This is a genomic window from Bacillus sp. AFS002410, from assembly GCF_002556365.1.
Classification (GTDB): domain Bacteria; phylum Bacillota; class Bacilli; order Bacillales; family Bacillaceae_G; genus Gottfriedia.
Genome location: NZ_NUEU01000009.1, coordinates 488,298 through 514,812, shown reverse-complemented (window position 1 = coordinate 514,812; position 26,515 = coordinate 488,298). Strand labels below are relative to the sequence as shown.

At 33.5% G+C, this 26,515-nt stretch carries 21 protein-coding genes; 11 read left to right on the top strand and 10 right to left on the bottom strand.

Going from position 1 to position 26,515, the window contains the following annotated elements:
* Positions 1–1,005: 1,005 nt before the first annotated feature.
* Together CN692_RS10075 and CN692_RS10070 are read left to right on the top strand one after the other, a co-directional pair.
* Positions 1,006–2,184 (top strand): ParM/StbA family protein, encoded by a 1,179-nt coding sequence (locus CN692_RS10075; protein ID WP_098119016.1) that lies wholly within the window; start codon positions 1,006–1,008, stop codon positions 2,182–2,184.
* A 9-nt stretch (positions 2,185–2,193) separates the two neighbouring features.
* A complete protein-coding gene (locus tag CN692_RS10070) occupies positions 2,194–2,799 on the top strand; it encodes a hypothetical protein (RefSeq protein WP_098119015.1) in 606 nt (201 codons plus the stop codon).
* A 60-nt stretch (positions 2,800–2,859) separates the two neighbouring features.
* On the opposite strand, the gene CN692_RS10065 is transcribed toward CN692_RS10070, so the two are convergent.
* Positions 2,860–3,762: an EamA family transporter gene (locus CN692_RS10065; RefSeq protein WP_257144005.1), complete on the bottom strand. Its 903-nt coding sequence runs from the start codon at positions 3,760–3,762 to the stop codon at positions 2,860–2,862.
* A 118-nt stretch (positions 3,763–3,880) separates the two neighbouring features.
* The gene (locus tag CN692_RS10060) at positions 3,881–4,699 is read right to left on the bottom strand and encodes a purine-nucleoside phosphorylase (protein ID WP_098119013.1); all 819 of its coding nucleotides are present in this window, start codon (positions 4,697–4,699) and stop codon (positions 3,881–3,883) included.
* A gap of 247 nt (positions 4,700–4,946) precedes the next feature.
* Between CN692_RS10060 and CN692_RS10055 the strand changes: the two genes are divergently transcribed.
* On the top strand, positions 4,947–6,155 hold the full coding sequence (locus CN692_RS10055) for an ROK family protein (RefSeq protein WP_098119012.1): 1,209 nt from the start codon (positions 4,947–4,949) through the stop codon (positions 6,153–6,155).
* A gap of 70 nt (positions 6,156–6,225) precedes the next feature.
* Here CN692_RS10055 and CN692_RS10050 read toward each other — a convergent pair whose 3' ends face one another.
* Both CN692_RS10050 and CN692_RS10045 read right to left on the bottom strand, forming a co-directional pair.
* A complete protein-coding gene (locus CN692_RS10050; protein ID WP_098119011.1) occupies positions 6,226–7,131 on the bottom strand; it encodes a DUF899 family protein in 906 nt (301 codons plus the stop codon).
* Positions 7,132–7,444: 313 nt separating this feature from the next.
* Positions 7,445–8,839, bottom strand: coding sequence for a DUF2252 family protein (locus tag CN692_RS10045; RefSeq protein WP_098119010.1), 1,395 nt, complete (start codon positions 8,837–8,839; stop codon positions 7,445–7,447).
* A 291-nt stretch (positions 8,840–9,130) separates the two neighbouring features.
* Here CN692_RS10045 and treP point away from each other — a divergent pair, with 291 nt between their 5' ends.
* The 4 genes from treP (at position 9,131) to CN692_RS10025 (ending at position 14,573) form a co-directional block, all read left to right on the top strand.
* On the top strand, positions 9,131–10,549 hold the full coding sequence (treP, locus tag CN692_RS10040) for a PTS system trehalose-specific EIIBC component (RefSeq protein ID WP_098119009.1): 1,419 nt from the start codon (positions 9,131–9,133) through the stop codon (positions 10,547–10,549).
* A 65-nt stretch (positions 10,550–10,614) separates the two neighbouring features.
* Positions 10,615–12,291: an alpha,alpha-phosphotrehalase gene (gene treC / locus CN692_RS10035; protein ID WP_098119008.1), complete on the top strand. Its 1,677-nt coding sequence runs from the start codon at positions 10,615–10,617 to the stop codon at positions 12,289–12,291.
* A 17-nt stretch (positions 12,292–12,308) separates the two neighbouring features.
* Positions 12,309–13,040, top strand: coding sequence for a trehalose operon repressor (gene treR, locus CN692_RS10030; protein ID WP_218923543.1), 732 nt, complete (start codon positions 12,309–12,311; stop codon positions 13,038–13,040).
* A 336-nt stretch (positions 13,041–13,376) separates the two neighbouring features.
* Positions 13,377–14,573, top strand: a complete 1,197-nt coding sequence (locus CN692_RS10025; protein ID WP_098119006.1) for a class I SAM-dependent rRNA methyltransferase — start codon at positions 13,377–13,379, stop codon at positions 14,571–14,573.
* Positions 14,574–15,150: 577 nt separating this feature from the next.
* Here the strand turns inward: CN692_RS10025 and pepT are convergent.
* The 4 genes from pepT to CN692_RS27145 all read right to left on the bottom strand — a co-directional run bounded on the left by pepT (position 15,151) and on the right by CN692_RS27145 (position 19,245).
* Entirely contained in the window at positions 15,151–16,389 is a 1,239-nt protein-coding gene (gene pepT, locus CN692_RS10020; protein ID WP_098119005.1) for a peptidase T, read from the bottom strand.
* 116 nt (positions 16,390–16,505) lie between these two features.
* Positions 16,506–17,141 (bottom strand): lysoplasmalogenase, encoded by a 636-nt coding sequence (locus CN692_RS10015; RefSeq protein WP_306659897.1) that lies wholly within the window; start codon positions 17,139–17,141, stop codon positions 16,506–16,508.
* Positions 17,142–17,273: 132 nt separating this feature from the next.
* Positions 17,274–18,857 (bottom strand): Ig-like domain-containing protein, encoded by a 1,584-nt coding sequence (locus CN692_RS26645; protein WP_306659896.1) that lies wholly within the window; start codon positions 18,855–18,857, stop codon positions 17,274–17,276.
* Positions 18,858–18,978: 121 nt separating this feature from the next.
* Positions 18,979–19,245, bottom strand: coding sequence for a YesK family protein (locus CN692_RS27145; protein ID WP_373605031.1), 267 nt, complete (start codon positions 19,243–19,245; stop codon positions 18,979–18,981).
* A gap of 236 nt (positions 19,246–19,481) precedes the next feature.
* On the opposite strand from CN692_RS27145, the gene CN692_RS10000 reads away from it, so the two are divergent.
* Positions 19,482–21,662, top strand: a complete 2,181-nt coding sequence (locus tag CN692_RS10000; protein ID WP_098119002.1) for a DNA topoisomerase III — start codon at positions 19,482–19,484, stop codon at positions 21,660–21,662.
* A gap of 30 nt (positions 21,663–21,692) precedes the next feature.
* Here the strand turns inward: CN692_RS10000 and CN692_RS09995 are convergent, their stop codons facing one another.
* Positions 21,693–22,190, bottom strand: coding sequence for a precorrin-2 dehydrogenase/sirohydrochlorin ferrochelatase family protein (locus tag CN692_RS09995; protein ID WP_098119001.1), 498 nt, complete (start codon positions 22,188–22,190; stop codon positions 21,693–21,695).
* A gap of 256 nt (positions 22,191–22,446) precedes the next feature.
* On the opposite strand from CN692_RS09995, the gene CN692_RS09990 reads away from it, so the two are divergent.
* Entirely contained in the window at positions 22,447–22,986 is a 540-nt protein-coding gene (locus CN692_RS09990) for a PTS sugar transporter subunit IIA (protein ID WP_373605028.1), read from the top strand.
* A 26-nt stretch (positions 22,987–23,012) separates the two neighbouring features.
* On the opposite strand, the gene CN692_RS09985 is transcribed toward CN692_RS09990, so the two are convergent.
* On the bottom strand, positions 23,013–24,062 hold the full coding sequence (locus CN692_RS09985) for an acyltransferase family protein (RefSeq protein ID WP_179874406.1): 1,050 nt from the start codon (positions 24,060–24,062) through the stop codon (positions 23,013–23,015).
* Positions 24,063–24,422: 360 nt separating this feature from the next.
* On the opposite strand from CN692_RS09985, the gene CN692_RS09980 reads away from it, so the two are divergent.
* Positions 24,423–25,343, top strand: coding sequence for an ABC transporter ATP-binding protein (locus CN692_RS09980; RefSeq protein ID WP_098118999.1), 921 nt, complete (start codon positions 24,423–24,425; stop codon positions 25,341–25,343).
* Entirely contained in the window at positions 25,340–26,437 is a 1,098-nt protein-coding gene (locus CN692_RS09975) for an ABC transporter permease (RefSeq protein WP_098118998.1), read from the top strand. The genes CN692_RS09980 and CN692_RS09975 overlap by 4 nt, the downstream gene beginning before the upstream one ends.
* Positions 26,438–26,515 lie beyond the last annotated feature (78 nt).

Here is a 26,515-nt window from a genome sequence, read left to right as displayed (position 1 = left end):
TACAGCACCATATTAATCTCCTTTAGTTTGAGAAAAACATAAATTAGATTCTCAGTAATTTTGCGCATATCTGTAAATCTTTTACTTATTAATAAATAATTAAATTCGTTCATCAAACAATTAGTATCACAGTAATTTATAGTCTGAAAAATGTCCATTACTAAAGTTTGTTGGTATTTCACAAGCAAATTCTAGTAAAACAAAAAAATAACATCAACATAAGAAATTCACCATTAAATAGATCACTTAGTAACATTTAAATTATTGACTATTTTATTTTTCAACACTCTGAAATTTAAGTAGAAATTTATGATTTAGGCGTGTGTTTTGGCTCCATTGGTTGTGTAATGACTAGGAGTTCCAGGGATCGAATCTAATATTTATTTTGTATAGAAATTGCTGGAGTTTAGTTGTTTTATTAGTGGGGAATTAGCACAGGATTAATAGCGTGGAAACAATGTGTTTAATTATCTATTAAAGAAGTGGTTGATGAAGTAAATCTCATAATTTATTTCATTTTCTGTTAGTAAACAACAAAGTTTTATTTCAAACGACAAAACACATGCCAGATTTTTTGCTTTGTTGATAACTTAGCTTTTGGTTTTACAATTATAAATTATCCACAAGCTGATTATCTTTTTTAGCTATCCACAAGTTGAGAGGTGGGAGCAATTTATCTACAGATTAATTTTTAATTATTGTAGTTTTTAAGTGAGTTGTACACATTTTTGTTTACAAGTATACGTTTTGTAAACAGTTGTACACATATTTGTACACAAGTTTACAAGAAGTAAACATTTTGTATACGGAAAAGTATACTTGTACACAAAGTTGTACACATGTTTATGTGTTTACCGTTTTGTATACAAGATGACAATTTAGTTACATTTTTATGATAGTTCAGTGCTGAACATTGACCAAAAGGCTAAATTTAAGTTAATCTATTATCAGAATTATCTATTAATATGTAAACTTTTTAACCTATCAATGAAAGGGATGATTTTGATGGTAAAGGCACGTATTGCGGCAATTGATGTAGGAAACGATTCACTCAAAGGGATTTTTGGGAAGATGGAAAATGAAATTAATATTCCTAATATTATTGCTAGGGATACGGAGGATCGTCCAATCATAGGGGTAGAGGAATTAGACAACCAAGAGCCGGTTGATGGTATTCATATTCGAGTACACTCTCCTACTTTAAAAGAAAATAATTCAATCTATCGTGTGGGACATTTGGCAACAAAGAGCAGCAATGCTTCAGAATTAGATCCAGGAAGCAATAAATCTGAAGAAGATCAAACACTAATTATGTTGTTTGCCGCTTTAGCATTAGACGCAGCACGAGAAGAAAATACACATCATAAGAATTCAAATAATGTTATAGATGCTACATATATTTTAGGGACAGGTCTTCCACTTAGAGAAGTTAAAGAAGGTAAGGATGTAGGGTATCGTTCAAGATTGCTAAGCTCTGTGCACCAAGTCGAGTTTTTAGTAACACCTAAATACCAAGGGGTAAAGGTAAATATTAAGTTTGAAGAAGTTAAAGTATACCCAGAAGGATTCGCCGCATTCATTAATCTTGTTATGGATAATGATTTAAACATTATTAATAAAGCACTTATTGATAAAAGAATCTTAATCCAAGATATTGGTGGCTTATCTACTGATGTAGCAGTTATTAAAAATAGAAAAGTTGATGATGATAAAGCACAGGGCTTTAATCTAGGTGTATCAGAATCACTTGAAGCTATTCGTGAAGAAATCCGTTCAAGACACGGGATTGAATTAGATAGCCGCAGAGATGTAGTTGAAATAATAACTAAGAAAAGTGATCGAAACCATATCATGGTAAAAGGTAGTAGGACAAGCGTTCATGATATTGTTGATCGAATCCTTCTTGAGTTAGCAAAGAAACAATATCGCCATTTGCGTAATATATGGCAAAGAAATTCACAAACGGAAATTTGCTATTTCATTGGTGGAGGATCTCTTATCTTAAAGGATTATATTAAAACACTTAATAATAATCTAGACGGATATAATATTGATTTCTTTGAAGATGAAAAAGAAAGTATTTGGATGATGGCTAATGCATATTACAAACTAGTTGCAGATTTTTATAGAAGAACTCAAAAGGAAAAGCAACCTGAAGAACAAAAATTAGCTAAAACAAAATAAGGTGATTTTATGAATGAGAAAGAATTGATGAGAGGGCAACCCATAACCTTCCGTATCCCATCAGATACGCCTGATCAGATTGTTAAACAATTACGACATCTGAAGGAAACTGAAAGGAGAAACTTTTCTAGTAAGATTGCCGAATTTGTAATGGATGGGGTAAATAATTCTCTATCAAAGCAAAAACAGACAATAACAATTCCACTTCCTAAAAGTTTAAGTAAAGCCCAAAAGGATTGGTTAAAACATGAACATTCGGAGGCGTTATTAGGAAATATTGTCTACCAATTATTAATGGATCCAATTAGAACTGCATCGCTCCTCACTTCAATTAATAGTAATTCGCTAGAAATTGATGAGGCACTATATTTAAATGAAGAAGTTGCGGCCGTAAATGAAATAATGGGTGAAACTAATTATAAAGAACAGACTAGGGAAGCTAAACTAAATGATATAGAAGAAGCTGAAACAAACGTCAATCATGATGACCTTGATCTGGAGAACTTTGATTGGACAACTGCTAGTAAAAATGAAATAACAACAAATGATGAGGATGAAGTAGAAGAAGATATGGATGATCTTCTTGGAGAATTTCTTGCTCAAATGAATAAATGAAAAATGGAAAAGGGACCGAAAATTATGGATCGGTCCCTTTCTTCGTTTCCTAATTATTTTTTATGAAAATTGAACCGACGACTTTCTTCTGAGGAATTCAGGTAAAATAATACCAATTAAAATTAAAATAATACCAAAATATTGCGGCGTTCCAATTGTTTCCTTTAATACAATTGCTGACATTAATGTAGCGGTTGGCAACTCTGCAGCTCCTAATATAGAAGCTAGACCTGATCCAGTTAAAGGAACTCCTTTAGAAAACATTAAAGTAGAGAAAAACGGACCTAGAAAGCCAAGAATCAAACCATATTTTGTTAAGAGCTCCACGAATAAACGTCCATTTGTAAAAAATGTAGGTGGTAAAAAGATGGCACAAATGATAAAGCCACCAGTTATCATTAACGCTGTTTTTGTCATTGGATTCGTCTTTAAAGCAACTCTACCACTAAGGAGAATAAAGGTGCTATATGAAACTGCAGATAACAACCCGAATAAAACGCCCATCCAATTCATCGAACCAATTCCACCGGTTAAAACATTAGTAGCAAAAAGTGTCCCGATTACAAGAGGAACTAATGAGAGTAACTTACTTTTTTCAGGAAGTCTACGATTGAATACTGATTCTAATAACACACCGATCCAGGTGAACTGGAACATCAAGACAATAGCTAACGATGCAGTGATATATTGTAAAGCCAAATAGTAAAACATTCCTGTTAAGCCAGTGGTAGATCCCAATACAATAAGTGATAATACATTCTTCTTTGTTGGCTTTAAATATTGCTGTGTTTTTAACTTTGATGACTTAGTTTTATTAAATATGACAACAGACCATAGGAATATTGCACCTACAAACATTTGTATGCCGACTACATCATTTACAATAAAACCATCTCCATAAGCCAGTTTTACAAAGGTAGACAAGACGCCATAACTGACAGAACCTATAATGATATAAAGCATGCCCTTCAAAAAAACACCCCACTTATCTAAATAAAAAGAAGTAAAGAGGATAAACCTCTTTACTTACGAATATTTCATATTTTCCGGACTAGCTAAGCTAGATATTTCTCCGGTAATATTACATTTCTTCTAAAATGCCCTTAACCAAATTAACAAATTTCGATCTAACCATGCTTGCCACTTCGATTACTTCCTCATGGTTTAATGGTTGATCTAGAATTCCACATGCCATGTTTGTTAGGCAAGAAATCCCTAATACCTTCATACTTCCGTGAACAGCAACGATTGCTTCAGGTACTGTTGACATTCCTACAGAATCTGCACCAAGTGTACGGATCATGCGGATTTCAGCAGGTGTTTCGTATGATGGACCACTCCACCAAGCATATACACCTTGTTGTAATTTAATCTCTTGTTTTGCGGCAACATTTAGAGCAAGGCTGCGTAATTCTTTATTATATACTTCAGAAACATCAGGGAAACGAGTTCCTAATTCTGGGTTATTTGGACCAATTAAAGGATTTGTTCCTACTAAGTTAATATGATCAGTAATCAGCATTAAATCGCCTGGGTTAAAGCTTGTATTAACAGCACCACATGCATTTGTTACGATTAACTTTTCTACACCAAGTGCTTTCATTACTCGAACAGGGAAAGTTACTTCATCTAAAGTAAAACCTTCATAATAATGGAAGCGACCTTTCATTGCTACTACAGGTTGTCCTTTTAATTCACCGATTACTAATTCATTTGCATGTCCTACTGCTTCGGATTTTGCAAAATGAGGAATTTCACTGTAAGGGATTACAACAGAGTTTTCGATTTCATCTGCAAGAGTACCTAAACCAGAACCTAAAATTAGTCCAACTGTTGGACGGTAGCTTGTTTTATTTAATATAAAATCTCTTGTTTCTAAAATATGTTCAGTTTTATGCATTTATTTTTTCCTCCTAAAATGAGCAATAAGTTCGTAATAAGAAATCTAGTAAAATAATCATGCGTTCAACTTAAGTCTAATGGAAAATTACCTACTTGTAAATAGACTTAAAATCATTTCGGTAAAAAGCTTAAGTGGTTTTATGAAAAATACTGTAAAATTAGCGTATAAAAAGCTATACTTAATTCATAAAATATAAAAAGCTGAGTAAATACGTTGAAATTAGATTTGAATATTGGAGGAACTAATGATCAGGCAATTTATAGGCTATCAGTCGCCTAAAATAAAAAGTTTAAAGCTTTTATTTAGCTTAATACGGAAATTAGGACCAATAAAAGTAAGTTCACTAACTGAAACTACAGGGTATAAGCACACTACTTGTGTTCGGTTATTAGACGAATTAGTACAAGAGGGACTTATTTACGATACCGGTTTAGGGGTTTCAAGTGGAGGGAGAAGACCAGCCATGTATGAGATTAATCCAACTGCCTACTACCTAGTTGGTGTCGAAATTACGAATTTATTTACGACGGTATTACTGCTTGACTTAAACTTAACGATAATAAAATCAAAAAAATTAAAAATGAGCAGTGAAAGTACTGGAGAATATACACTAAATTTTGTGACGAAAAGTGTAGCTGAACTATTAGAGCACAATAGTATTGATAGGGAAAAGTTACTAGGAATTGGCGTTGGAGTCTTGGACCCAATCGAACAAGAAAATGTAATTAATACAGAGTCATTTTTAGCTGATGGATGGGAAAACTTAAATATTGTTAATTATTTAGAAGAAGCTAATAATTGCCCGGTACTATTAAATAATGGTACTAACTTAGCTGCTTTAGCAGAGTACCGACTAAACTATCGTAAAGAAAATGAGAATATCGTATTTGTCTCGAGTGATATGGGAATACGATGTGGAATCATTCAGCAAGGCAAATTAATAAATAATAAGAATGAAATGGATGACGCTTTTGGTCATATGATCATCGATATTCATGGAAAACGCTGTTCATGTGGCTCATATGGTTGTCTCCAAGCGTACAGTAGTTTGCCAGCAATTCGGGAAGAGGTTATTAAACGGATGAAGCGAGGAGAGGCTACTTCTTTAAAGGAATCAATAAAGGATGTAGAAAAAATAAGCTATCATCAAATTCTTGAAGCACTAGAAAGCGAGGATCCTCTTTGTTTAGAAGTAATCAAAGAGGCTGCTAATTATTTTGGGATTGGACTAACCAATCTAATTTATCTATTGCGTCCCGACGTTGTCATATGTGGAGGCACATTAGTACCAAAACCATTATTCTTTGAATTAGCTTCCGATGTAGCACAAAAAAGAATGGAAAAATACCCTAATAGTCCTGTTAACATTATTAAATCAGCAACGCCTTATAATATTGTTGCTCAAGGTGCAGGTTGTATCGTATTTGATTACTTTACCGAGGAAATGATGTAATAGTAGAAAAAACCGTTAATGCTCTATTGAGAACAAATAGAGGTTAACGGTTCTTTTTAATGTATGAATGTTAATTTTTCTTAGTTTCAAATAAATGAAACTTAATTCCATACGGATCAGAAATCATAACGCTTTTATCGTGATAAACTTTTGTTATATGACAACCGGCATCTATTAATTTGCCAATTATATGATCGAAATGATCTACCGCAAACTCAAAATAAACATTTTTATCCGGATTATTTGCAATAAAAAAATAAGTACCATTTAAGGAGAATTTAGTTTCATTCTCGTATTTCTTTTCAAGCTTCATACCAATTGTGTTTTCATAAAATTTAATTGCATTTTCATAATGATCTACTTCAAAAGCAATATAGTTAGTAAGCTGATAGGGTGTTTGGTTATTAAGTTTTTTTGCCGGTTGAAAATTCTCCGAGCCGGTAGGTAGCAAATCCAGTAGATGCCATACGGAACAATAATCGTCTCCAGGACCAAAGCGGGCTTTTGCAACTTGATAAATCGAACCGTCTAGGTCTTTTCGAAATGTTGTAACACCTGGTTGACAATTACCATCTACCTCGAAGCCCATATCTATTTTAAAAGTAGTATCCTTCGTCGAAACAATCGGGAAAACCCAACCTCGTTCTGCTGCAAGATCCTCTTGAACACCCGGTGCATCTGGTGTCGAAAGGACAAAAGCAGCTTTATTACGAATATGGTGATAAACTCCGTTAAACTCGTCGGCCCACATTGTGCAATAAGAACAACCTCTACCCATGTTATGGATCACGATTAGTTCATCTTTTTCCCCAAAAAGTTTTAGTAAACTTGTTGGCTCTCCATTTGAAGTAACGAACGGATAATTTTCAACTTTCTGCTCCGGTATGGCTTTCCGTAAAGCGGTTAGCTGTCTCTTTTTTTCTAAAATCTCATTTTCTAGCAAATCGATTTCAACTTGCAAATCTTGAATTTTCACTTTGTGCACCTCCAAAAGATATATATATATAGTTCAATATTAAGCAGCGATATCCTCTCAGTGAAGCAACTACTTACTAACAAAATATAAAAAAAGGACTTTCCGTAAAGTTAGAGTAGTAGACACAGAATAGTTGAAGAAGGATTGGTTATTAAATGAAAACTAGCTGATGGGAAATGTTGTAATTAGTCGGTTTTTTTATTAGGTAGATGACAAGATTACTGAACAAGAATTAAAAAGAGGTGCCCCGTTATACTACTGGGGCACCTTTATTGGTTTGAAAGCAGTGGGGAAATTTTATACTTTTCGTTTATTATTGTAACTTTCCAGTACTTCTTAAATCCTCAAATAAACTATAGTCAGCTAAAACTTGATTATAGTAGTTTTCACTTAATTGGAGGACGGTTGTTTTAAATTGTGGCCAAGCATTAATTGCATCTATTACTCCTTGCTCAAGATTATAGTTTACATATGTTGTGTTATAGTCTTTATCAGCTCTTGCATGAGCGTATGCTAAGGCTTTTGCAGAGTACTTTAAAAAGTCTTGCACATCTGATTTACTTTTAAAGTCAGCTGCATCAAATGTTTCATCCCATGGTGAAATTCGTTGAACGCGATAAGACTTAGTATTAAAACTCATTTCCCCTAAATGATTATCTACTTTAATTCCATCTGCTAATTCTCCTGTTTTTGATCGGTTAGCATGAGTTGGGAACCATGAATTGTACTGAGTTTGCGACAAGCTGCCTTCTAAAAACATAGATGGGTTCCGTTGCTCTTTTACTTCCAAGATCACATCATCACTTTGTGAGGTCGTATCACCTTCAATTAATACATAAAACTTGTCTACACCTAAGCTTCCAAGTCCTGAGTGTAAACGTCGAGCTATATCTTTGATCGTAAAGTATGTACTTGGCTTTGAAGAAACAAAATTAGAAATGCTAGCTTTATAATTTGTCCAATTGTTAACAATATTTGATCGTTCCGTAGATGTTACAGCCTTTAAATTACTATTTGAAAAATTAAATAGTCTCATTCCAGATGTGGTTGTGGTCCATTTATTTAATAGCTTAGCTACACTATCAGAGCTTTTTATATCTCGCATTTCATCTTGGACGAATCCACCTGTTAATGTTCCTTCGTCCAGTTGCGTTGTCGTCTCACTGCTATTTCCATTTACTGCTGTTAAGGTATCTTGATATGTAGTTAAAAAGCTTGTTACTAAATCACGTCTATCTTGCATTGATAAAGATACATTTGGGGCTTCATTTGCCATAAGGAAAACGCTAGTAGAAAAGCGAATTAGATCCCAATAAAATGGTGCAACATACGATTCATCTGAATCATTTAAATCAAAAACGACCTCGCCTTTACTATTATCAAAATAACCAATATTTTGTGTATGTGCATCTCCTTGAATCCACGTTTTAATATTTGCAGTCGTTTTCCAAGTGCTAGGAATAGGAATGACACCAGTTCCTAGGTCTGCATAGAAAAGTGGGTTAGTCGCACGGTAAAAGGCAAAGGGAGACTCCTCCATGCTAGTATATTTTTCTTGTCGAACAGTTGAATCGGTAATAAATGAATTTGCATTTGCTAATTGTGTTTGGATGTATGATTCTCTCGATGATGATTGATCTGCAGCATAAGAAGTTGAAACAGGTAGGATTGATAAACAAGCAGTTAATGTCAAAATAGTTCGCTTCATAATATTCCTCCAAATTAAAATGGCTTACTTTTTTGATTTTAGATCGTGATTATATTGTCAGTGATAAAAACGTGTAAATTTTTAGTTAATTTAATTGTGCAAATTGAAACCTATCGTTACATGCATTACTAAGCAGGTAAGTATTAGGATTTCCGCGGAAATTAAGAGGGGTGGGAACGTTTCCAAAAAAACGCTTGCAATCCTGTACGTACAAGAATATACTAATCTTGTACGTACAGGATGAAATTAAATATATTAAAATACATAATAGATTGGTAGAGGAGGGTTACCATGAGCCGATTTAGTGATGAAGCAAAGCAACTACTGCAACATATTGGTGGTAAAGAAAATATAGCGACAGTAACACACTGCGCGACACGCATGCGCTTTGTATTAAAGGATGTTAAAAAAGCTGATGAAAAAAAGATTCAAGAGATCAAAATTGTGAAAGGTACTTTTACTCAGGCTGGACAATTTCAAGTCATCATCGGAAATGAGGTATCTACATTTTATAATGAGTTCGTCAAACTAGCTGGAGTGGACGAAACGTCAAAAGATGCAGCTAAAATAGCTGCAAGGCAAAATATGACATGGCTTCAAAGACTGCTTGCTCACTTAGCAGAAATCTTTTCTCCATTAATTCCGGCGATTGTTGTAGGTGGTCTTATTTTAGGTTTCCGTAACATTATAGGGGATATTAAATTATTGGATGATGGTACGAAAACACTTGTCCAAACCTCTCAATTTTGGGCGGGAACACATTCGTTTTTATGGTTAATTGGTGAGGCAATTTTTAATTTCTTACCAGTTGGTATTACGTGGTCTATTACGAAGAAGATGGGGACAACCCAAATTCTAGGGATTGTTTTAGGGATTACACTTGTTTCGCCTCAGCTGCTTAATGCATACTCAGTAGCTAGCGGAGCAGTGCCTCCAGTTTGGGATTTCGGTTTTGCTAAAATTGATATGATCGGTTATCAAGCGCAAGTAATTCCAGCTATTTTAGCAGGTTTCACTTTATCTATTTTAGAAATAAATATTCGAAAAATCGTTCCAAGTGCAATTTCAATGATTGTTGTGCCGTTCTTTGCGCTAGTTCCAACAGTGTTAATCGCACATGTAGTGCTAGGTCCAATTGGTTGGAAAATTGGCTCAGTTATCTCACATTTAGTTTACTCAGGATTAACATCTTCATTTGGATGGCTGTTTGCATTAGTATTTGGATTCTTCTATGCCCCATTAGTTATAACTGGATTGCATCATATGACGAACGCGATTGATCTTCAATTAATGAGTCAACTCCACGGTACAAATCTGTGGCCAATGATTGCGTTATCGAATATAGCTCAAGGCTCAGCGGTTTTAGCCATTATTTACTTAAATAGAAAGAACGAAGAAGAAAAGCAAATTTCAATTCCGGCTGCTATCTCTTGTTTCTTAGGCGTCACAGAACCAGCAATGTTTGGGATTAATCTAAAGTATGCTTATCCTTTCTTGGCTGCTATGATTGGGTCTGGAATTGCCGCTATTGTTTCGGTGGGTTCTGGCGTAATGGCGAACTCGATTGGAGTAGGGGGTCTTCCTGCAATCTTATCTATTCAGCCAAAGTACTTCGGAATGTTTTCAATGGCTATGCTAGTTGCAATCATTATTCCGTTCATTTTAACGATTATTTTTAACAAGAAAAAACTGCTAGTGAAAAACTCATAGTTATTTAAGAGGAAGGAAATTTCATTTTTCCTTCCTTCATTTTTTAAATCAAGGAGATTATCAAAATGAAGGATTTTAAGAATAGCGTCGTATACCAAATTTATCCCAAGTCTTTTTATGACTCGAATGGTGATGGCATTGGAGACTTAAAAGGAGTTACCAAAAAGCTTGATTATCTAAATGAATTAGGTGTTGACTACATTTGGCTAACCCCGTTTTATGTATCTCCTCAAAACGATAATGGTTATGATGTAGCAGATTATCGAAATATAGATCCTACATATGGAACGATGGAAGATTTTGAAGAATTAGTAAGTGCTGCAAAAAGTCATGATATTGAAATCATGTTAGATATGGTTTTTAACCATACATCATCAGATCATGTGTGGTTTAAGAAAGCACTTAGTGGAGATGAAAAATACAAAAATTATTATCTATTTATGGAAGCTAAGAATGGAAAGGAACCGACAAATTGGATTTCAAAATTTGGTGGTTCAACTTGGGAAAAAGTAGAGAACTCTAATGAATACTATCTTCATTTGTTCGATAAGTCGCAACCAGATTTGAACTGGGAGAATGCTGAAGTACAAAATGAACTATTCGACATCGTAAATTTCTGGGTTGATAAAGGCGTGAAAGGATTTCGTTTAGATGTTATTAATCTTATTTCTAAGCCGGACGTTTATATTGATGACGAGACGGGCGATGGTAGAAAGTTCTACACAGATGGACCTAGAATCCATGAATACTTAAAAAAGCTCAATATGGAGACATTTGGCAAGCGAGAGGATATTATTACTGTTGGTGAAATGTCTTCAACTTCAATTGAACATTGTATTCAGTACTCGAATCCATCCGAGAAAGAGTTATCAATGGTGTTTAGTTTCCATCATTTAAAGATTGACTATAAGGATGGACAAAAATGGTCTTTAATGGATTTTGATTTTATATCTCTTAAATCAATTTTGGATCAATGGCAAAAAGGGATGCAATCAGGAAATGGCTGGAATGCATTATTTTGGTGTAATCATGACCAACCCCGTATTGTTTCTCGAATTGGAAATGACGGGAAATATCATAAGGAATCAGCGAAAATGCTAGCTACTTCTATGCATTTATTAAGAGGGACTCCATATATTTACCAGGGTGAAGAAATTGGAATGCCTAACCCTAATTTCGATCAGATTGAAGACTATCGTGATGTTGAAAGCTTGAACTATTATAAAATATTAAAAGAATCTGGTGTACCTGAAAACGAAATACTAGCTATTTTAAAAAGTAAATCAAGAGACAATTCTCGTACTCCAATGCAATGGAATAACTCAGAGCATGCCGGTTTCACAATGGGAACACCTTGGATTTCGACAGGGAAGAGTTATGGACAAATAAATGTTGAAAAAGCTCTCAAAGACGAAGAATCGGTGTTTCATCACTATAAAAAACTAATCAATTTAAGAAAAGAACTCGAAATTATTTCGTCTGGAACTTATGATGCAATACTAATTGATCATGAACAAATCTTTGCATACACTCGTAGACTTAATAATCAAATGCTATTAGTAGTAAATAATTTTTATGGCGAGGATACGGTGTTTAAGTTGCCTGAAAATCTGGATATTGAAGGATATGATAGAAGAATATTAATTTCCAATTATAGCGACTCCAGTCAAAATATTGAAGAATTTACTTTGCGACCTTATGAGTCTGTTTGTTATCATCTTGAGAAAAATGTTGGAATATAATAAAATTTTTCTAGGTGATGAAAATGAACGCAAAGTATATTTCGATCTACCATAAGTTAGTTGAGCAGATCGAAAAAGGTGTTTTTTCTGTTGGGAGTAAAATACCTTCAGAAAAGTCTTTAATGGAGCAATTCGACGTTTCTAGAGATACAATTAGAAAATCATTACAAATGCTTGAGCAAAATGGATATATAAATAAAGTCAAAGGTAAAGGTTCGTTTATTTTAGACACTACAAAACTAAATTTTCCGGTATCCGGTTTAATTAGCTTTAAAGAGATGTCAAATCAAATTGGCAGAGAAGCAGAAACAATTGTCGAAATTCTTGAAAAGAAAAAACCAAGTAAATTTATAAGAGAACAACTAGAAATCGATGATAAAACGGCGATTTGGAAAGTAGTTAGGGCCAGAAAAATCGATGGAAAGAAAATTATTTTAGACAAAGAATATTATAATAGTAAATATGTCGAAAAACTTTCAAAGTCAATTTGCGAAGGATCAATTTTTGATTATATAGAAAACACATTACAGCTAAATATTGGCTTTGCAAAAAAAGAAATTGTAGTACAGGCTTGTACTGAAGACGATCAAAAATATTTAGACTTAGATGGTTATGACATGGTAGCGGTAGTAAATACTTTTGTATATTTAGACGACGGTTCACTATTACAATACGGTCAATCTAGACATCGACCTGATAAATTCAAATTTGTCGATTTTGCAAGAAGAATTCAGCAAGTTAATGAATGATTATAAGACCTTATTCAATTGGATAAGGTTTTTTGTATTACACATTAACAAAGTATTTGTTCTTAAGTATGAGGACGATCCCAATTTTAAGTACAGGGGTGTCTTCTCCAATCGGCGATTTAGGTTATAAATTGCTATTAGTTTAAGTGTATACTATGCTTAATCAAGCTAATAAAGGAAAAATTAGAAGACTCATTATTAAAATAAGATGGCGAGTGAAAAGCCTTAAAGAAAAGGCTTAATTTTACTCAAAACCGGCAATTTTTTCGGACAGGTCACACTATAATAAGTCTTTATGGAAATAATGAGTAAAAAACAAAATGAATGGATGGACTTATGGATAGAGAAATGATTATAAAAATTAAACAAAAATTTGTAAAAGACTATAAAGCTGGGTATCCATTAATTTCAAAAGAATCGATAGTGAATAACAAAGACTTAATAAATGAAGGAACACTTATTAAACTAGTGGATGAACGGAATGGCTTTATTGGAAAGGGCTATTACGGAAAGCAAAATAAGGGGATCGGTTGGATTCTTAGCCTGAACGAACATGAAAAGATCAGTCCGAAGTTCTTTGAAGATAAAATTAAACAAGCAATTAATGGACGCCAACAATATTATAGCAGTTCTGATACTACAGCCTTTAGGGTATTTAACGGAGAAGGTGATGGAATTGGTGGCTTCACAATTGATTTTTTTGACGGATATTATTTAATTAGTTGGTATAGCGAAGGAATCTTTCAGTTCAAAGATTGGGTTATACAAGCAATACAAAATACTGTCGAATTTAAAGGCATCTATCAGAAAAAGCGTTTCGACACAAAGGGTCAGTACATTGAAGAAGATGACTTTGTGATGGGAGAAAGAGGTCAATTTCCTATTTTAGTAAAGGAAAATGGAGTTAATTTTGCAATTTATTTAAATGACGGAGCGATGGTAGGTGTATTTTTAGATCAACGAGAAGTTAGGAAACTAATTTGCGATAAATATGCTTACGAGAAAACGGTTTTAAATACTTTTTCTTATACAGGCGCGTTCTCTGTCTTTGCAGCAGCTGGCGGGGCAAGTAAAACAACTAGCGTTGACTTAGCAAATCGAAGCTTAGAAAAAACAAAAGAACAATTTCAAATTAATAAAATTGATCCTGCTACCCAAAGCATAATCGTTGAGGATGTTTTTCATTACTTTAAATACGCAGTTAAAAAGAATCTTTTATTCGACATGGTTATACTAGACCCACCAAGCTTTGCAAGATCTAAGAAGCACACATTTAGTGCCGAAAAGGACTATAAAAATCTGTTGAAAGAAGCAATTGCAATTACCGAAATGGACGGTGTAATTGTTGCATCGACAAATTGTAGCACTTTTGGAATGAAAAAATTTAAAGGCTTTATTGACACGGCTTTTAAAGAAATGGACGGACAATATAAATTAATGGAAGAATTCGGCCTTCCAGCTGATTTCCAAATAAATAAGCAGTTTAAAGAAGGCAACTATTTAAAGGTTGTATTTATTCGTAAAATTAAGTGATCGAAAAGAGGATGTCCCAATTTAAGGGGCATCCTCATTTATATATATAGGAAATATTTAAAAGAAGAGTAGGTGAAATAATGGTCGAAGTGCAAATAAGAGTGTTGAAGGTGCTAATAAAACTGTGAGATATGCAAATAAGAAGCCGGAAACTGCAAATAAAGTATGAAGTGCAAATAAAAATAGAGAAACTGCAAATAAAATTAGTGAAAGTGCAAATAAGATTACCAAACTGCAATTAATATTGGTGAAACTGCAATTAAATTTGCTAGAATATCATATTTGATAAGATAATACCTATACCGGTTGGGGTATCATAGCTCCACAATTAGTCAAAAGTAGATGAACAGTTAGGCAATAACAATAAAATTACGCTAATTCTTTCTAAATCGACTAAAAAAGTAAAGAATACCACTAAAAATCTACAAATAATGATCATTAAACTAACTCTAATAGAAAACCACACTTAGATACCCCCATAAATCAACAATCAAAAGGGACCGCCCATGTTCAGCAACGCTGACACTTAGGACGGCCCCTCAAATTGCCTGGAAAATACGTGCAATCAGTCTAAAAATTAATTGTTTGCCTTTTGCTCATATAATTTGATCACTTCGATCATTACATTTGTTGCTTTAACCATATTGTCGATTGAGATGTATTCAAATTTACCGTGATAGTTTTCTCCACCTGTAAAAATATTCGGAGTAGGTAAGCCCATATATGAAAGCTGTGATCCATCAGTACCGCCGCGAATAGGTTCTACAATCGGTTTAATTTCTAGGTTCGTCATCGCCTCATATGCGATATCAACTACCTCTTTAACAGGTAAGATTTTCTCTCCCATGTTATAATACTGGTCTTTTAATTCTAAAGTAATACTATTTTCACCATGCGTTTCCTTTAATTGACTTACAATATTCGTTAATGTCTCTTTTCGGTTAGCAAATTTTTCTTTGTCATGGTCTCTTATAATGTAATGCATTTTTGTTAATTCTACATCACCTTCAATTGATACTAGATGATAAAATCCTTCGTATCCTTCAGTTGATTCTGGCGCTTCTTCAGCAGGTAATAAATTATTTATTTCCATGGCAATTTTCATAGAACTGATCATTTTATTTTTAGCAGTACCTGGGTGTACATTTTTACCTTTAACTGTAATCATTGCACCCGCTGCATTAAAGCTCTCATATTGAAGTTCGCCAAGCGGACCACCGTCCATAGTATAAGCGTATTTAGCATCAAACGCTTTTACATCAAATTTATGTGGGCCTCTGCCAATCTCTTCATCTGGCGTAAAAGCTACTCTAATCTTACCGTGCTTGATTTCTGGGTTTTGAACTAAGTATTCCATTGCAGTCATAATTTCAGCAATACCAGCCTTATTATCTGCACCTAGTAACGTCGTTCCATCAGTTGTCATTAATGTATGACCGATATATTTACTTAACTCTGGTGAATGACTTGGAGATAATACAACATTTAAACTTTCATTTAAAACAATATCTTTTCCGTCATAATTTTCAACTAGCTGAGGATTTACATTTTTTCCTGTAAAATCTGTCGCTGTGTCTAAATGTGCTAAAAATCCAATTGTCGGAATTTCTTTGTCGGAATTTGCCGGAAGTGTAGCCATTACATATCCGTTGTCATCCATTGTTACGTCAACTAATCCAACTTTGTTTAATTCTTCAACTAGCATGCGACCTAATGTAAGTTGACCCGGTGTAGAAGGGCATGTTTCACTACTAGCGTTCGATTGTGTATCAATTTTTGCATAACTAGTTAAGCGGTTAATTAACTCATTTTTCATGTGAAAATCTCCTTTTTACATTTCATAATTTGTAGATAATGCGCTTTCATTTGTAAATTCTAGTGAAAAGAGGCCACAATTATATTTTAGTTCGTTTATTATTTGAATGTAAAATATTACGCAGTTCTCTTCCTATTTAAAATGCTTTTAGCCATTAAAAACTGTGCAGCGTAATAGGTAATCATAATTAACTCATGGCCATACTTAACGCTTTCTACAAATAAGTCCCACGATAAAATAGAATCGGAAATGATGAATAATAAGCTTCCAAAAATAGCCCATTTATTACCAGTCATTATTGCTGTAAATACCATCATTGAAATTGCTACTGAATAGGCAATAACAGGAATAACTAACGTATCTTGTCCGCTGTCATTTAATGAATTTACTAAATTTGAACATAGAATAAACGCATAAATTGCAATCGGAATGATTGATAGCATACGGTAAATTGAAAATTTCCATCCTGAAATAAAGCCAGCTGCATAAAACAAATGTCCAATTAGGAAAGCACTTAAGCCAATAACAAACCATATTAGCGTTCCATCACCAATCATACAAAAAATAAGCCCTAAAAGTATGAGGGTACGATATTTAGTCGATTGATGAGGGTTTTGTGATAAAGCATAGAAAATAATTAATACCATTGGAATTAATTTAAATAAGATTTTTATGCTTACAGGCTCTGAAGGAATAAAAAAGATATAAAGAATACCGAATAGCAAAGTCAGTATAGGAAAATACTTCTTCAAAATAAAATTACCCCTTTCTAACTATTTCCTTTTTACTAAATATTATCAGTGAAAAATGAAAAGAATGCTATTAGAATATGAAAGGTTAATCTATTAAACTATAAAAAAAAGCAAACCAGAATTGGTTTGCTTTTAGAAGATGGCCATACCATATGAGTGAGCTATTTGCCCATTTGAACTCGAGGTATTTGCAATAATAACAGTAGTTCCAACGCTTAGTTGATCGAATAACCATTCAACTTCATTATTGTGCATTCGGATACAACCGTGACTAACTGATTTTCCAATTGAACTCTCGTTAGCATTTCCGTGAATCCCGTAAGAGTTCCCAGGGGAGCTTCCCATACTTAATCCCATCCATCTTTTACCTAGCGGATTATTTGGAGCTCCTCCAGGGATATTTTCCTTATACCAAGGTCTATTTTTAATTTTATTTAAGATTTTAAACTTTCCAGTAGGTGTAGGGGAGGATGCTTTTCCCGTTGCTACACTAAATGTTTTTACTAGTTTTCCTTTATTGTAATAAGATAGTTTATTTGTCTTTGTATTAACAATAACTAGTTGCCCACTTGAAAGTGGTTTAGAGCTTTTAGCTTCGGTATACGAAGTTCTACTTTGGTTTCCAGCTGCATCGACAGCTTGTATTTTAATAGGAGTAAAGGCTTTTAATTTACTAACTTTAAATGTATAACTACCGGACTTAGATGCGTTTGTTTTAGCTACGTATTTATTATTTAAATACAATTTAACGGAAGCAATTGCTTCTGTTTTTCCACTGATTACAGTAGCGTTTTCTTTTACCGTTTGAATGGTAGGAGCAGAAGGTGCAGTCCGATCTAACACGCGAATTGAAACAGGTTTACTTTGATTTTTACTCTTATCAATCGCAACCACTTGAAGGACCGAATTCGCTTTTTGCTTAGCCATTTTTATATTGAACTTTCCTGCAGTATTAACTTTACCTTTTACTAGTACTTTCTTATTCAAATAAATGATGATATCAGCATTCGGCTCTGACTTGCCTGATATATATTGAGAATGATCTGAGATTGAAGGGATTGATGTGACTGAAGGTGCGATTACGTCGGCAACGGTTGATGTAGCAGTTTTACTTTTCAATCCAATTGAAACACCAACTACATTTATTTTAGTAAATTCTTTTAGAGGTTTTGTTTTGAGTTGATAGTTTCCGTTTGTGTCAGTTTGAACAGTACTTACTTGTTTATTATTGACATAAATTTGGACGCTACTTTTACTTAAAAACGTTCCTGAAATAGCAGTAGATTTATTTGTAATTGAGTTAATTTTTGGGGTTGGTAAATCTTTAATTAAAAATTTAACCTTCTGGTCAGATACAGACAATGTTTGACCATCTAGCGTAAGTGAACTTAATGAGTAAGTTCCTTTAGTAAATGAGCTAGTAATACCTATTTTTCCAGAATAATAAAGATCTGATGAAGATAGGTTTTTTAGTAATACTTCTGTCAAGTTAGAGCCATTTTTAAAAGTCAAAGCGACATTGTCGAAATGTTTTTTAGTCGTTAATCCAATTTCAATTGATTGTCCAAAGGTGGCTTCAGTAGTATTTAAATTTAGATTATCTATATAATTCGATAACTCATCATCACTAAAACCTTGAGAAAAAGAAGTCGCGTTAGCAGTGGGTAAAAAGAATAAAGATACCCCTAAAATAACAGATATTATTTTATTAATCATTGTATCTCTCCTTATATATGGAATTAATTAGTTAAATTTGCCATATAAGGGATGGAATCCTTTGTTTTTTTAGTAAAATAAAACGTCATTTTTCTGCAAAAAAGCAAACTAAGTCGAATGATCAATTATTGTGATTCCATGTGAAAGTTATGAGCGTAATTGCCATGAAGACTATTGGAGAGGCTAAAAAGAGAGAAAATCCAAATGCACTTAATCCCATCCCATTCCAACCACCAAATACAATGCCAAGAAAGATTATAACCACACCAATAATTGAAATTACCAATGGAACAATAAATCGAAAGTGTAGCCTTTTTCTAAATAGAAAAGTAGAAACAAAAATAAGAATACAACTTAAAATAAGTGTAAGCAGTAAATAGGAAGTCATATTAATACATGTTCTTTTCTCATTAAATAAATAGAATTTTTTGTAAAACTTTTCATTATTTTGTCTTATTATATATGCTAGAAGCATGTAGTTTCGTTTCCAAATGTGGACAATTTTCGAAAGATAATATGATGATGAATAGAGTCATTAAATCAAAGTTAGTTAGATTTTGTTTAAATAATTAGAAGTGTTAAAGTTAGATATAAGGAAATTGTAAAAATATTAAGGAGTATGATATGAGTAAAATTGTAGTATTAGCAGAAAAACCTTCAGTTGCTAGAGATATAGCGAAAGTGCTGGGGTGCAATCAAAAGGGTAACGGATTTTTAGAAGGAAAAAAATATATTGTAACCTGGGCATTAGGGCATCTTGTAACTTTAGCTGATCCAGAAGGTTATGATAATAAGTATAAATCATGGAATTTAGAAGATTTGCCGATGATTCCAGATAAATTAAAGCTAGTTGTTATTAAAAAGACTGGCAAGCAATTCCAAGCTGTTAAAACACAGTTATTAAGAAAAGATGTTTCGGAAATTATTATTGCAACGGATGCAGGTAGAGAAGGTGAGCTTGTTGCTAGATGGATCCTTCAAATGGCGAAGGTGAACAAACCTATTAAAAGGCTGTGGATTTCCTCTGCAACAGATAAGGCTGTAAAAAAAGGCTTTGAAAACTTGCGTAGTGGTAAGGAATATGAAAATTTATATCTTTCTGCTGTGGCTAGAGCCGAGGCAGACTGGATTGTGGGAATAAATGCAACAAGAGCACTAACTTGTAGGCATAATGCGCAACTTTCGTGTGGTAGGGTTCAAACTCCTACATTGTCGATGATTTTAGAGCGTGAAAAAGAAATAAGAGAGTTTAAACAACAAACTTATTATGGGCTTCAAGTAGTAGCAAATAATGTAGTTTTCACGTGGCAGGATCGTAAATCGAATCTTTCAAGAATTAATACATCTGAAGAATTACAAAAAATTGTTGGAGCTATAAAAGGAAAGCAATTGAAGATTAGAGAAGTTTCAACAGCTGAAAAGAAATCATTTGCGCCGCAGCTTTATGATTTAACAGAGCTTCAAAGAGAGGCTAATAAAAGATTCAATTTTTCTCCTAAAGAAACTTTATCGATTATGCAAAAGCTTTATGAGCAGCATAAAATTGTTACGTATCCGCGAACTGACTCTAGATACTTATCATCGGATTTAGTTGATACATTAAAGGAACGCTTATTAGCGTGTAACATAAAGCCTTATGGCAAAATCATAATGAAGCTAACAAATCAACCGATTAAAGCTAATAAATCATTTGTAGATGATAATAAGGTAACTGATCACCATGCGATTATACCGACAGAGCAGGCACCGATCATTAGTGAACTATCTTCAAAAGAAATTAAAATATATGAGTTAATCGTTAGAAGATTTTTAGCAGTGCTACTACCTCCTTACGTATATGAGCAAGAAAAAGTTGTCGCAGAAGTTGATAATGAGGTATTTGTTGCTAAAGGAAAAAGGGTTATCTCTTTAGGGTGGAAAGAAGTCTTTAAGGACGAAGAAGAAAATGATAATACGGAAGACCAAAGGCTGCCGATCATTAATGAAAAGGAAAATTTCCAGATTACAAAAGTAACTGAGACAAAAGGATTTACGAAGCCACCGGCGTATTTTAATGAAGCCACGCTTTTAAGTGCGATGGAAAACCCAGTACAGTTTATGTCTGGAAATAGTAATGATTTGAAGAAAACGATTGGCGAGACGGGCGGTTTAGGAACTGTTGCGACAAGAGCAGATATCATTGAAAAACTTTTCAGTAGCTTTTTAATTGAGAAAAAGGGAAAAGATATTTTCATAACAAATAAAGGGAAACAATTATTAAACCTTGTGCCGGAAGCTTTGAAATCACCTGCATTAACGGCTAATTGGGAGCAAAAACTTCAAGCTATTTCTAAAGGGAATTTAGCTAAGTCTACATTTATGAATGAAATGATTAAATTTTCTTCAGATGCTGTTCGAGAAATAAAACAAACTGAACAAAAATTTAAGCATGATAATATGACGAGTACTAAATGTCCTGAATGTGGAAAACTGATGCTTGAGGTAAATGGTAAACGAGGAAAAATGTTAGTTTGTCAGGACAGAGAATGTGGTCATCGTAAAACAATCTCACAGTCTACAAACGCTAGATGCCCTAAATGCTTCAAGCGCTTAGAACTTAGAGGTGAGGGAGAAGGTCAAATTTTTGCATGTTCATGTGGGCATAGAGAAAAGCTTACTAATTTTAAAGAGAGACGCTCAAAAGAAAAAAATAGTAAAGTTTCTAAACGTGACGTTCAAAAATATTTAAACAAACAAAACAAGCAAGAAGATGAGCCATTTAATAATCCATTTGCAGAAGCATTAGCAAAGCTTAAAAAACAGTAATAATATGTAAGGCCGGCCAGCCATTGGAGATTACTCAATGGCTGGTTTTTTTCGTTCGATCGCATATTCGTTTACAATTTCGCTATAATGATCCTCAAAATAATTTTCTAGCTCCTTTTTTATCTTTTTGGAAAGAACTGGACTTTTACCTGATGTTGAGACTGAAACGACGAGGTCACCTCTACGCACTACAGCAGGAGTATGAAAATCACTATTACTTTGATCACTAACATCATTAAACCATTGGAAGTCTGTCATACAATCTTTAATAAATTTATTTGTATTTTTATCATTTGTCGCAGCAATAACAATATGAGCGTCCTTTATGTCATCTTTTTCAAAATACTTATTCATTAGCTTAATAGTAGGTAAATTTCTTAATTCCTCGCATATTTGAGGACTTATAATGGTAATAGTAGCGCCACTTTTCAAAAATGCTTTTGCCTTTCGAAAAGCAATCTGCCCTCCACCGATGATCGTTACCCTTTTATTTTCTAAAGTGAATAATAGTGGAACCATTTCAGTCATATAATCGCTCCTAAATAGTAATTGTACATTGTCATTTTATCAAATATTGTTATTTTGTAGAAACTAGCTGGAAATTGAGAAAATGAAGGAATTTCATGTCTTTTATTGAAGACAAAATACAATTTGATTAATATTTCAATAAAAGTTCACTTTTTATTAGGCAAAAAAGTGTTTTTTCTGTTAGGATAATTAGTATTATTTTCTATGAAAAGATAATGATAAGATTGGAATCTATTTTAAAGAAAAGGTGAGTTTTATGTTTAACAAACTAAAGAAAATGTTCGGTTTAGAGGAAGAACAGCAAGACGGTACTACTCAAGCATCTGCTCCTGCAACTAAACAAGTTGCAATTAAGGCACCATTAACTGGAGAAGTACACCCACTATCAGATGTACCAGATCCGGTATTTGCTGAAAAAATGATGGGTGATGGGTTCGCTATTACACCTTCAGAAGGTGTTGTTGTTGCTCCTTTTGATGGAGAAATTGTACAAGTATTCCATACGAAACATGCGATTGGAATTCGTTCAAAAGATGGCGTAGAGATTTTAATTCACGTTGGATTAGAGACAGTTAAACTTAACGGTGAAGGTTTCGATGCACATGTAACTGAAGGTCAAAATGTTAATGCTGGAGATCATCTATTAACTTTCAACATTGATTACATAAAAGAAAATGCAAAGAGTACGATTACTCCAGTGATCTTTACAAATGGAGATGTAATTGAAAATATTAATATTACAGCTACAGGCTCAGTTCAAAAAGGTACTGATGCAGCTGTTGTTACTTTAAAATAAAAAAAATAGCCCTCGGGCTATTTTTTTTATGCTGTTCTTACTTTTAAATTTTGCTTACGCTTTACATTTAAACCAATAAAGAACGGCTTTATCGTAGGCTGAGATTCAATAATAAATTTCTTAGTCAACATAGGAACGGCTAAACCAATGACTGTGTACAATAACGGACCATAATCGAAAAACTGCGAAATAACAGCATTCGCAAAAATATGGATGTACATAATTGTTAGTGATTCTTTACCAAAGATTGTGCATGGTTGTACGAATTGTAGCTTCGCGAGCTTTTGGCATAAAAATAACACTGCAATGGTCATCGTAATTGGAATTAGCGCATCTAAAAATAAATGATCATATCTTAAATATTTAAGACTTAAATGATAATCTAATTTATTCATTTTATATAATGTCATATAAAAAATACTTAACGAGATACATGAAATACCAATAAAGTTAGAAATAGATGCAATAAATTTTTTTGCAAAGAAACCTAGTCCTAAAAAGAATATTGCCAGTAAAGCGACATCCATATTCCATGGAATCGAAATTTGATTAAAGGTGTTTTTACCGATATGTGGAATTAATTTAATTGTTTCAAAATGCGCAATTAAATAGCAAGCGATCACAATGGAAAGGCGAACAATATTCTTTTTAAAATATAAACAGATTACCGCAAACAGTATTTGTGTAATAAATAAACATGTTACATACCAGAATACGCCATGCACTCCTGTAATAAATCTACCACCGATTATTAATGAAATTACTTCATCTAATAAGTTTGAAGCACTAATCGTACCTCTAAGTACCTCTGTTGTAATGTCATATAAACTAAATAGTACTAAATACGTACAATAAGGTACCAGCAATCTACATGTTAGTTTTTTAATAAAAAATTTCAGTTCACTGACAGAATTAACTGGTTTAAATAAATAGCCACTAATAATAAAAAATAGGGGCATATGGAACCAGTAAATAAAAGTAATAGAATTCGGACCTTCTGTAGAATGACCATAAACAACCAAAAAGATACCGATCATTTTGGCAACATCCAACCATTTTTCACGTTCTATTCTCATTTTTATCACCTTGTTTTTATGGCCGTGTAAAAGATACCAACAAAAAAAACATAGCCATTTTATTTGTTTTATGTCCAACATATTGTAAACGATGAGTATTACAGAGTGACAACATGGACGTTACAATAAAGTTATAAAATGTAAATGATTATTACATAAATGGTACTAATTGTTTTAGAAGTCTTGTATAGTATGGAATAAGAACTGATGGAAAAAAATGTAATTTTTTCATTAAAAATTATTAATGTTTATCTTTTTCGACAAATAAATTAATTTTTGCATTATATACTTAGCAGGCTGATTAAAAAAAGAGAGAGTATTCCCTTTAAATAGTTAATTAGACGAGGTGAAGATAAAACAATGAGTTCAATTATTGAAGTTGAAAACCTTAAAAAGCGTTATGGAAATTTCTATGCAGTAGATGGAATTAGTTTTGAAGTTGAAAAAGGTGAAGTTTTTGGATTGCTTGGCCCAAATGGAGCTGGCAAATCTACAACAATGGAAATGCTTGTGGGCTTAAGAAAGCCAGATGAAGGAGTTGCTACGATTGCAGGGCATAAGATTGGGAAGGACTCAAATAAAATAAAACAAGAGATTGGTATACAGCTTCAGTCGACATCTTTATTCGATTTGTTAAAAGTAAAAGAAATCATTGAGATGTATGCTAGCTTCTATCCAAGTCATATCCCAATTCAACCATTGATTGATGAAATGCTATTAACCGAAAAGCAAAATAGTCTAGTAAAAGGACTATCTGGAGGACAAAAGCAGCGATTAGCGATCGCGTTAGCGTTGATTCATGACCCTCAAATTATATTCTTAGATGAGCCAACTACGGGACTTGACCCTCAAGCTCGCAGAACATTATGGGACATCATTTTAAAGCTAAAAGAACGCGGTAAAACAGTTGTATTATCAACTCACTACATGGATGAGGCTCATGTATTAGCTGATCGAATCGGCATTATGGATAAAGGAAAATTAATTGCTCTTGATACACCAAACAATTTAGTTAGTTCAATCTCCGCTGAAAGTGCGATTGAATTTAAAACTAAATCGCCAGAGCAAGAAGATAAGTTTACACATTTAGATAGTGTAATGAATGTTGTCATAAATCATGATTTCGTTACATTGTATACGCGTAATCTTCAAGCTACTTTAATGGCTTTATTAGAGCAAACAAAACAAGAAGATATGATGATTTCTGATTTATCAACAAGAACCGCTACTCTTGAGGATGTATTCCTACACATGACTGGAAGGGGGTTACGTGAAGAATGAAGGCTTATTATCAATTGACTTTAGCACAACTTCGAATTTATGTGCGTAATCGTCAAGCCCTAGTTTGGACACTACTGTTTCCATTTTTCTTTATGATTATTTTCGGACTAATATTTAACGATGGGAATACAACTAGCTATTCGGTAAATTTAATTGACTATGACAAATCTCAAGCAAGTAAACAGATTACTTCAGTTTTGGATAGCCAGAAATCGCTAAAAATTCATAAAAAAACGAATGAATTAAAATCAAAAAAATTATTATCTGATGGAAAAACTGATTTTGTCATCGTCATTAACAAAGGCTTTCAAGATCAGGTGAAATCTAAACAACAAACTGCACCTGCTCAATTAAAAGTACTTTATAACGAAAGTAATTCGGCCCAGCTCCAAGGGGGAATTGCTACAATTACAGCGAATGTGGATGCCGCAAGTAAACAAATGGCAGGATACACGCCAAAAATTGTTACAACCTTTAAAGGTGTAGCCGGGATTACACTTTCTTACTTAGATTTTCTAGTACCTGGAATTATTGCAATGCAAATCATGAATAACAATATGAATGGTGTCGCAGGCCAAATTGCATCGTGGAGAGAGAGAGGCGTTTTAAGAAGGATGCAAGGCACTACATTAAGGGCCTCTACATTTATTGCAGCGCAAATAACAGCTAGACTAATATTAAATAGCTTACAAGCAATTTTAACGCTATTAATTGGCTATTTTGGATTCGATGTCAGTATTCGAGGGTCATTTTTATTAGTTGTATTGTTTGTAATATTAGGCACATTAACGTTTATGAGTATTGGTTTTATTATTGCAAGTCTAGCAAAAAGTCCAGAGAGTGCTGGACCAATTGCAGGTTTCTTATCGTTCCCGCTTATGTTTTTAGGTGGAGTATTTTTCCCAATCAATAATATGCCGGAATATTTACAGCCAATTATAAAAACAATTCCGATTACGCATTTATCAACAGCGATGCGAGATATTATGAATGTCGGAGCAACCTTTGGAGATCTACTCCCTGACTTCGGTTGGTTGTGCGTCTGGATGGTTGTGAGCTTCTTAATCGCTGCTCGTACGTTTAGATGGGAGTAAACTTAAAATAAGGATTTATTAGAAGACTTTCGCTAATTTAAAGCGAAGGTCTTTTTTTATTAAGCTATTTTTGATTTC